This is a genomic window from Pseudoalteromonas sp. XMcav1-K (assembly GCF_044005875.1).
Lineage (GTDB): Bacteria > Pseudomonadota > Gammaproteobacteria > Enterobacterales > Alteromonadaceae > Pseudoalteromonas > Pseudoalteromonas spongiae.
Genome location: NZ_JBIPJE010000042.1, coordinates 1 through 10,595 on the forward strand (window position 1 = coordinate 1; position 10,595 = coordinate 10,595).

The following is a 10,595-nucleotide window of genomic DNA, read 5'->3' on the forward strand; positions in this document are numbered from 1 at the left end:
GGCTTTGCAGTGGCACAACTGGGTCGTCTGCACTCACATAAATAGTGCCATCTTCGCCAATGTTGTCATAGCCTGCCCAACGCGTATCAAGTGCTACAGCTTCAAACGCATAATCCCACAGTACATTAGTGGGGTCGGTGTTGTTATAGAGACTTAACGTCACAAAATCTTCAACATCTAGCGCTGCAATGTGGTCAAGGCGTTCAAAACGTACTTGACCTGATTCGCCAATGGTGGCTTTGATTTCATCAGCGCCAAGTGAAAACACCAGCTCTTGGCCTTCACCTAAAAATTCTAGCGCGTCGCTGTTTGATGCCAATAAATCGTACATCATAGTAACCATGTCGTCGCTTGAGCCAATTAATGGGCGCTCTTTGGGGTAAAGCGATATCACATTATCATCGGCTGTTTGGCGCAGGATATCGTTTACTTTTAGCTCGTATGTACTGAACTGATACTCTGGGCGATAAACATAATGGTAAACAGGCTCTGGCTTTGCCAAGTCACCTGCTTCTCCCGCCTCAACCGCTTTTTTATACTTAAAATTTAAATCTGTCGTTAACTCTTCATTAAACACGGGCACTTTAAACGGGACATAGTATTTTGGACGGTGTGCCAACGGCCCATCTCCTGCGCCTATTTCTTCAAAACTTGGCGATTCTGAAATGGGTTCACCACTTACATTTACGTAAAAGTGTTCATTAGTTGACGCGCCACCTGGCAAATTAATTTGAACAATATTACGCCCAGGTTTTATCGCAAAGTTTGCAAGCTCTCCGCCAACGGTTACTAAACTATTGTTACCGGCTACTTTTGCTAAACGCCCTGTATAACCAAAGTCAGCTAACCCTGCTGGTAAAGGAGTACCATCATTATCAAACCACTCAGTTGTCAGCACTAGCATTGAATCACTTGATAATGCTGAGCCTTCATAACTAATCACGTTTTTTTGCTGACCTGTTTTTATAGAATTTTTATTTGGCTCAAAAATGCGCTCCGCTGTTACTTTTAAGTTAGGTGGATACATTCGAGTTTCATGTAAAATACTCATGTAATGACGATCGTCAGATATCCCCCAAAATGAACGTAATGCCGTTCCTATATAACCGGTTTTTCGATTAATAAGGACAATACGCAACATTTCGTTGGGTTTTAAATGATCCGCTTCACGGCGATGCAACTCAGGGTTCATATGAGATTTACTTTGATACTCAATAAAGCCGGCTTCTCCGCCTGTTCTCCTCATCGCATAGTTATAAAATGCGTCAGAAGCAGGGCCTCGCATAAAAATTTGGTAGGTAAATTTGTTATTATCAATGGCGTAGTGACTAGCCCCTTCCCTTAGATCTTTACCTTTGCGTTGCGTAATTAGCATTCCGGTTGATTCTCGGAAAACAAAAATATCTGTGTCTTGGAAATCATCTTCACTAATTTCAGCAAGCAGACCCTGAGGTGTTTGGTCCGTGGCGATGTCGACTACTCGTACTAAATCTGGTTGAGGTAACTCTGGTTCTTCGTCTTTACAATCATACGCGGGTTTAACCCCGTTTGATGATAAGTAGACACCATAATAAGTTGCATCATCTGGCGATTCATTACATACAAATTGGCCTTCAGCGTTTAAGTTGCCATGTAAAGTAAACTCTTTCAGATCATCGCCATCAAAATAAAAACTAGGTGATGGGATCACTCGATTTTGGGGCTCGTTATAAACGTATTTTGTTTGACCAGTAATTGGTACTGGTGCACCTGAATTCAAATCGATGAGTGCGCCACGACCGTGTAATAGTGTTGTATCAACGAAATAGTTATTGATTCCGACAGGATCTTGAACAGATGCAAGTATTCCCATGATGGCAACTTTTGCCATCAAACCTGCAAGATCTGTTGGTTGGATCGCGTCATAACCAATACAAGTGCTATGCCCAGGTAACATTTGATATGAAAACCCTGCCCTGTACCCTCTATGGTTAAAGTTGCCAAAGTAATATTGTAAGATTGAAGGCGTTGTATAATGAAACTCAAACATTGGGCACGGTATTAACATGAAGGGCGCCCGCCACTTACCCTCTTCATCGGGTATCGCCCCGCCAGGATACGGTGCTACAACTTCAATATATGATTGGGTATACGGAGCATAAGGCGTTTTATCAAACAGCGATCGAATAGATGACGGGATTGCACTGTCACCTCGTTCACCATCATAAAAAGCCGCTTTGAATGCGATATTAAATTCAGATGATGCGATTAATGCACCTTTATAATCAAGTAATAATGATTTCACGCCCCCGTCAACCGCGCCAATACTGTTGAGGTCGAAACGAGCTAACAGCAAGACCATATCTTGATCACCTGACACTAACGTTTTAGGGTCCAGTATCGCTATGCTTTTATAATAATCGGGGATCGTAATTTTCTTAATTTCGGTTTTTATGCCTGTTTTAAATTCTGCACTGTTATATGCATCAACAGACATTATTTGGAGGCGGTCACCATGCTTTAGTTTTAATGAATCGAGTGTTTGATGAACTGAGTTCACATGCTCTGCTGAGAGAACATAACTTTTGGGATAACTAACAAGAGGAAACTCGGCTCCCACCGTCTTTCCTGAGTCATTATATTGAGCCCAAATCGGCAAATCACCTTCCAGTACAAGTCCGCGCGCCATTACCATACCGATGCGAACTCGTTGAATGTCTAAGTATCCGTACGCGTTTGCAGGTTTAATTTGTGTAACTGTGCTAAATAAAATTAAGTAAATAAATACAATGTACTTAAACAAAATCGAAAGTCTTAAGAACCGCATTTTAATTCCGTTTATTTATTAATGCAGAAAGCTGAACTAACCCAATTTCACCGTCAGCATAATTTTTCAAATGCTCCTGTAAATTAGGGTGTAAGCGACCAAAGCCAATGTAATCTAATGTTGAAAGTAGCACTGGTCCACGAGATATGACTTGCCTGTTTTGTAATTGGCCAACTCCAACTAATTCCATTTTATTGGAGTTGAGCTTTCGGCCATATAAAGGGACAAACTCACCATCGTCAGGCAAATAACTTGTATTTCCATACAAACTCGCTGCAGTCATAGTTAGACTCATTGCGCCTGTAACTTCTACACCTTGTGGTTGACCTGCCATTAAATAGAATATTGGTACGTCATTATTTAATTGCATTCCTGATGCAGTAAAGTTCTGAATACTAAACTGCATTGGTACAGTGGATTTTCCTTTAAAATTTATATTCGCTTGTGACAAATCAAAGGTTAAATCGCCATTAGCAAGGTTTGTATTGGGAAGACCTGATGCCACTTTACCAAATGCAATGTTTTTACCTAAAAATGGCACCTGAACTACACCAAGGGAATGTCGCGTATTTGGTACATAATCCAGTGTTTTTATATAGTTGCCAAAATCAGATGCAGGCGAAAACTCGTTAAATACGAGCGTTAAATAATTCGCTGATGTTTCTGGGAGTTTTTGATCTCCATAACCAAATGTAAAGTTACCATTGTCGTCACTTTGAGTACTGATACCAAGCTCTTTGATAGATACCCACATCTTTGGAATACTGACAAATAAATGATCCTTTAAATTACCATCTATTAAGGTTGGCATCTTTTCAGTTTTAAAAGTAAATCGCGCTTTTTCTTCACTATTTACCAATATTTCGGCACGGATTGTTGCGCCATAGCCAAATTCACGGCTAGGATAAAAGGCATACGTATGATCACCAGGTAAACTTGCAATTGCACCGGGTACAGGTTCGTTATCGCGATCTACACGTTTTACTTCATACCCTCCCATAGTAAACGGTGAATCTTGGGGAGGTTTAGGCAGATAAGTGTCGCCGTGTAATGTTTCATACACATTTACTTGAATATCCGATTGTTCAACCGCTTTGTTAAAGTAAAATGCTATAAAACCGTTTGCGGCATGTCCTTCATCCTCATTTTTAGGAGTTGTCTTGATAATGCTTAAAGGTATCGCCTGTTTACTACTAACAGTGAAAAATTGCGTAGACGTACCAACTAAGCTATTGCTCCCATCATAGACATTAACTGTTAACGTTTGTTCTGTGGTACTGGAGTCTACTTCAGTTGTTACGTTTATGTATCCTGCAATCACATCAACCGCGATTGGCGAGGCATTATTAACTTGAATTTCAGCATGCATTTGTTCAGTACTATTTTCCACTGCAGCAACAATTTGCAGTGATAAATTAGCATCGTCAATTAAGAAGATTTGCTGTTTTCGTGGTGCAATGATATTTACCGCAGTTTGTGACTGATTGGTTAAATTAAACGCATATTCACTTGTGTTACCGGCAAAATCGACCGCTTTGATTGTAACTGGTGTATCAACGCCTTTCGCCAAATCTAACTGCGAGGTAAAACGATATTCGTTTTCACTATTACCTGGTCGTAACTGTATAGGTAACTCATTAACGCTTAATGTTATTGATTGCGCATCGCTCACCGTACCGCTAATCGTAACTGGGTTTTGTACCAACACGGTAGACGAGTTTTTTGGCCAAGGCTGCTCCAATATTATTATTGGTGCGCTATTATCAAATTGATAATTAAGGGTTTGAATTACATTACCAAACTTATTGGTAGCTTCCAGCGTCCATGTATTTTCAGATTTTTGAGCCAGGTATTCAAATTGATAACGCTCTATACCTGAAGGTGTTACGCCAACGTCAATATTATTAATTGTTAGTTCTGGCAATACATTAGATACAATTACACCGGTGATTAAAAATTTATCACGATTAATCCAACTGCCATTAGTTGGGCTAGAAATTTCTATTATTGGCGCAATGCCTTGGTCCTCATCTATTCGTTTGATTATAAAACGTAACTCACCATATCCTTGTGCTGATTCGACCTTTACATTGAATAAGTTATCACCCATATCAAGCATTATTGGTTCAAAGGTCAAACGCCATCGATTATTTTCAAATGGACTAATGGTTCCGACAAATTGACCATTCATTGTTGCCACTAGTTCGGTTAGCGTAACTTCACTTGTCACAGCAAACTCAAGCTGAACATTTGCTTGGGTGACCGTATCCCCATCTTTATGAGATACTAGTGCTATTGTCGGCTGTATTTGGGACACTCGTTTTATATTAACTATTTTGCTAACTTTTTGACCCAATGCATCTTCAGCCACAATAGTCAGTTCGTTATCACCCTGTTTTAGAGGGATCTGTCCCGTAAATTGACGCAGTTCATTAAACATCAAATGGAATGTGCTGTCCTCGAATACATTTGACTTCACCAATAACTCTTTTAAATTGGTTTGCGACTCAACTTTACCAGACAATGTTATGCTATCTTGCTCTGTCTCTAATTCTATTGGGTCGAGCACAATGTTTGGCGAGTCAGCTTGAGTAATTACTTTGATGACAAAATTTTCTTGCCAACCAGTTACATCAACTGCGCTGAGCGTCCATTCATGACCAAGTGCTAAATCAAGCGGCAACTTAAATCGTTTATCATTTTGAACTGTATACTCTTGTTCTGAACTCAATGTTTTGATAGTCAACTTTGATGGGTAAGAAACGTTTAGTAACCGCCCATTAATGACTAATTTTTCGGCTGATTTCGTCGCGAAAAAGTCGAACTGATTACCTTCATGCTTTGCGTATTCGTACAACACTAATTCAGGAACACTGCGTACCAATGCACTCGCACTGTCAGACCACGGGCCTAAAACGATTACATTTTTTTGAGTGATTGGGTTTTTGATATAGTTATAAGCCCTTACTCTGTATTCGTACGTCATTCCTGAAATAACATCAAAATCGTCATAAGAACTATTATTTGTTTCTGCTAATTTTAACCAAGCGCCGTCAGCTAAACGTTTTTCTATTTGGTAGTTTTTACTGTCATTTGCTTGCCAAGTTAATGAAAGGCCTTCCTTATTACTTTCAACTTTTAACGCTTGAACCTGTTCATACTTGCCTATGTTAAACACAGACACTGACCTACTTTGACCTAAAAGAGAATCAATTGCTCTCACCGTAATATTATAGTGATAGGCTCGGTTGCCCATCGCTGTAGAATCGATATAACTTCTTACCGTTGCATCAAAAGTTGCAAGCTGAGAGAACGTCCCTTGATAATCTGATCGACTTAAAATAATTTGCGAGATGTGCGGTGAATCCGAAATTTGCCAATTAAGATTTACTGCGGACTTTTCACTTTCAGCAAACAAAACTACGTCAACCGGGTCTAACCAACGTGTAGGATCATCTGGAAAACTATCAATGTCGTTATTATAGCCATCACCATCTCGGTCCGGGTCACTATTATCCCCAATGCCATCTCCGTCTAAATCAGACCACTCATTAGGATTATTTGGGAAAGCATCATTTTCATTCGCATAGCCATCTCCATCACGGTCAGGGTCACTATTATCACCAATACCATCACCATCCATGTCAGCCCATTCATCGGGATCATCTGGAAACGCATCTTGTTCATTGTTGTAAGAGTCGCCATCGCGGTCAGGGTCACTATTGTCACCTAAACCATCTCCGTCTAAATCTGCCCATTCATTCGGATTATTAGGAAATGCATCTTGCTCATTAGAGTAACCGTCACCGTCGCGATCTGGGTCACTATTGTCACCGATACCGTCACCATCCAAATCAGACCACTCATTAGGGTCATCAGGGAATGCATCTTGCTCATTGGGATACCCGTCACCATCACGGTCATCTAATTCAGGATTGTCACTCCAGCGCGTAGGATCATCTGGGTACGCATCATATTGATTTAAAACACCGTCACCATCTCTGTCTGGGTCACTATTATCACCAATGCCATCACCATCCAGATCAGACCATTCAGTTGGATCACTTGGAAATAGATCTTGCTCATTAACAACACCGTCACCATCTTTGTCTGGGTCTGAGTTATCGCCAATGCCATCATTATCTAAATCCGACCATTCGGTTGCATCATACGGAAATGCATCTAGCCCGTTAACAATTCCATCATTATCAATGTCTGGGTCAGTATTATCGCCAATACCATCATTATCAGTATCTGTTGTTTCGCTAGGATCGTTTGGAAATGCATCATCTTGGTTATTAACACCATCACCATCGCGATCTTCATCACTGTTATCACCAATGCCATCATTATCTAAATCTGACCATTCATTTGGGTCATCAGGAAACACATCTTTTTCATTTTCTATGCCATCACCGTCACGGTCTGTATCGCTGTTATCGCCAATACCATCGCCGTCACTGTCTTTGCTTTCATTCGGGTCTTCTGGAAAAGCATCCTCATCATCAGGCACGCCATCACCGTCTAAGTCTGCTTTACGAGACAGTTTTTCGGCTAATAACTTAAGGAATTCAATTAAGCATGCAATTTTATTTGGTAACGCTATTTTAATTACAGGTCGCACACTATTGCCTGTTACCACATAGTAATAAACTAAACGATGGCGCCCTTTTTTGAGATAGAATGTACGATAGTGATATTTCCCTACTCTCCCCGCGTGTTTATCTACAACAGTGGACCTATTAGTTGCTAATTCTTGTACATTTTGAGCACTTAAAACTTGCCCAGCAAACTCAATTTCAAGTTGGCTTTCAGCTGTATAGTAAAGTGTTACGTAACCGTCTTGCTCTACCTCTAACTCGGTATCAAATAAAACTGAATAAGGCTTAGGCCATTCGTTGTTAGGTAAGTTGTCTATCGATACGCCAACTAGATTAGGTAGCAAACTTTGGGCGTGCGCCATATTATTTGGCTGCTGGGTAGTAAAGACCCTAAAGTTAGTGCCTTCAACATATTCACCTGCGGGAGTGATTGGTGGAATTTCATTTTTTTCTATTTTTTCAGCGACAAATGACCAATTATCTAATGATAAATAACGCGCTGTGCTCCCTGGCGTATAAAGTGCAATATCAAGCATCGGATTTGCTTGTTTGGTGTGTTGTAGTTGAGTAAATTCGAACTCATGAACGCCAGCTTCTAAGGTTACAAACTGCTCAATTAAACCAAACTCACTTGCCACTTGAAAATTTTGATTGAGGCTTACTTTAATAGGACCACTCGATAACACTCTTACACTGTAGCTTGCTGCTTCTTCCAGTGTTAAAAAGCCTCGATAAGTCAAAGCATAACTCTGATCACTATGACGAACAAGTAAGCTAATGTCATCTCGATTCCCATGAACTATCGGAGCTATCTGTTTTAATGAATTAAAATCTAACGTTTCACCTTCAAAATATGTATATTCAAAGCCAGGGGTATGTCGCGCAGGAATTGTCGTGTTTACAGCGTCAACCTTTATTAATGAACTCGTTGCTAGGTATAAATGCTGCTGTGCTAAATCAATTTCTTGGGTCTTTTCAGACGACATTAAAATTCGCGGCTGTGTTTGCAGTTCATCACTTTCGAATGACAACTGTATATGGTGGTACCCTTTGCCGAGTGCAAGCAACTCACCTTCAATATAGGCAGAACCGTTTATCTGTAACTCTGCGTTACCATTTGTAAACACTTCAAATTGGTAAAGTTCGTCATTTTCAGCGAAAAAGAAGCCCCTAAATTGTGCGGCGCCCACAAACTCAGGATCCAATAACATTGCTGATATTGCAGGCATATTACCTGTTTGTATAGCTTGCGCTTTAGTAATATCTTGAATTTCACTGCCGGGTGCGAACAATGCATATTCAACAGCCGCAATTGGGCCATCTAACGGCGTGCTCGCATGATAATCTATTTCTGGCTTGGGCGGTTTTTTTACATCATCTGGATTTGAACATGCAGATAATAGACCTGCCAGCAATAATATCGATAAGTAATTTTTTAAACTGCTTAAGTTTTCGCTAATCCATAGCATAACGGGTTATTTTGGCCTGTTGTTTTAAACGAGCCGCTTCCTCTTTTATTGCACGTTTGATTTGAATTGGTGATAGTGTCTTTCTTATTTGTTCTTTAACTTCACTCAACGGTTTTGCATCACTTTTATGTTCAGCTATCACCTTAAAGCGAATTAACTTATTATCTAAACGATACGTTTTTGAAACTTCCCCAAGCGCTACGTTTGCAATAATGTTGCGATAAAAAGGGCTTAATCCTTTATCACCTTGCGTACCCAGAGACAAAATCAGTGCGGTGCCCTTATCTTTTTGATCCTGCGCGTGCACTCGCCAATCTATGTCTTTTATAAAACTGTCTAGTGCATTTTGGGCGGCCTTTGAATTTGGTAAAGTTATCATTTCAAATCTACGCTGCACTTTTTGCCCAAATTCACTTAAATTAGCGTTGTAGTACGCTTGAACTTGCTCTTCTGATACTGGGGTTGCAGTTATGTTCTGTTGGATATATCGTTTGCTTAAATATTCATCGCGATATGCTTGTTGTGCGAGTTTAAATTCTGTTAGTTCATACTCACTGAGTTGTGCAAGTTGTTGCTCAGCCATTAATTTTTTGATTATCATGCTTTCGAGCAACTTTTTCCGGCCTTCATCGCCAAGTTGCATGGCTGCATATTCACCAAACGTTTTGAGCATCACATGTTCTAATTCTTGCGCTGTAATTGGCACGTCGTTAACATTCGCGATTACGTCACGTACACCCGAATCTGACTCTTGTTTAACGTCTTGTTCACCACAGCCAACTAGCAACAATGCTAGTAATACTAAACATTTGCGCATTGTAGTCCCTTATTACAACGTAACTGATACTGTTGACTTTAAACGCGCTAACTCGGTATCTTTCGCTGCCTTTCTTAGCGTACGCTTGATGTTTCCTTTTACATGCTCGTATGGCTGACTCACCGTTTTTGGTGTGTGCTCAAGCTTTATGATGTGATAACCAAATGAAGTTAAGATCGGTTGAGAAATCTGCTGTTCTTTAAGTTGATTGAATACTGCATCCGAAAACGTTGGCGCTACAGCTCCTTCTTTGATCCAACCTAACTGTCCACCGTTTTTTGCAGATACTTTGTCTTCCGACATGGCTAGAGCAACATCGGCAAATGCTTGACCTGTAATTACTTTAGAATATGCCTCTTGCGCCTTAGAGTATTTGGCTTGACGTGTTGCTTGGTCATCTGTTTGTGCCACACGTATTAAAATATGCGATACTTTAGCCTGTTTTGACTGATACTTATCACTATTTTGCGCGTAATAATTGCGCATTTCAACATCGGTTACAGCCGTTTCTAGAAACTGATTAAGATATCGACTAAGTAATAAATCTTTTTTTATCTCATTTAGCTCTACCGCTAATTTTGACGTGTCGAACTCAGGTAGAGACTCAATAGCCTGCGATACCGCTAGGGATTCTAGGTAATGCTTTTTAGCTTTAGTAACGAGTTCTGAATTATCTTTGTCAATACGTTTGAGCTCATAATACGCATTAAGCTCTTGTTGCGTTACCCCCTGATCACCAACGGTTGCAACAAACTTAGGTTTGTCGGAACAACCTCCAATCAACGCAGCATTCACCAAAAATAGTGTTAAAAATTTATTATGTTTTCTAATTTTCATCCCTAAAACCTAAACTACATTCGTGTAACTATATAATAACTCGGGCATTATCCACTAAATGGAAG

Annotated in this window: 4 protein-coding genes; all 4 read right to left on the bottom strand. The window is 40.1% G+C overall.

Annotated elements, in window-relative coordinates; translation table 11 throughout:
- A partial coding sequence (locus tag ACHSBP_RS10205) for a hypothetical protein (RefSeq protein WP_395388780.1) occupies positions 1-2,806 on the bottom strand: 2,806 nt, incomplete at its 3' end.
- A 1-nt stretch (position 2,807) separates the two neighbouring features.
- Positions 2,808-8,876, bottom strand: coding sequence for a thrombospondin type 3 repeat-containing protein (locus ACHSBP_RS10210; RefSeq protein WP_395388781.1), 6,069 nt, complete (start codon positions 8,874-8,876; stop codon positions 2,808-2,810).
- Positions 8,863-9,693: a peptidyl-prolyl cis-trans isomerase gene (locus tag ACHSBP_RS10215; protein ID WP_395388782.1), complete on the bottom strand. Its 831-nt coding sequence runs from the start codon at positions 9,691-9,693 to the stop codon at positions 8,863-8,865. The genes ACHSBP_RS10210 and ACHSBP_RS10215 overlap by 14 nt, the downstream gene beginning before the upstream one ends.
- 12 nt (positions 9,694-9,705) lie before the next feature.
- Positions 9,706-10,530, bottom strand: a complete 825-nt coding sequence (locus ACHSBP_RS10220; protein WP_395388783.1) for a peptidylprolyl isomerase — start codon at positions 10,528-10,530, stop codon at positions 9,706-9,708.
- Between the last annotated feature and the right edge of the window lie 65 nt (positions 10,531-10,595).

Coding starts and splice junctions, on each gene's coding strand:
- ACHSBP_RS10210 (WP_395388781.1), bottom strand. CDS start 8,876: ATGCTATGGATTAGCGAAAACTTAAGCAGTTTAAAAAATTACTTATCG.
- ACHSBP_RS10215 (WP_395388782.1), bottom strand. CDS start 9,693: ATGCGCAAATGTTTAGTATTACTAGCATTGTTGCTAGTTGGCTGTGGT.
- ACHSBP_RS10220 (WP_395388783.1), bottom strand. CDS start 10,530: ATGAAAATTAGAAAACATAATAAATTTTTAACACTATTTTTGGTGAAT.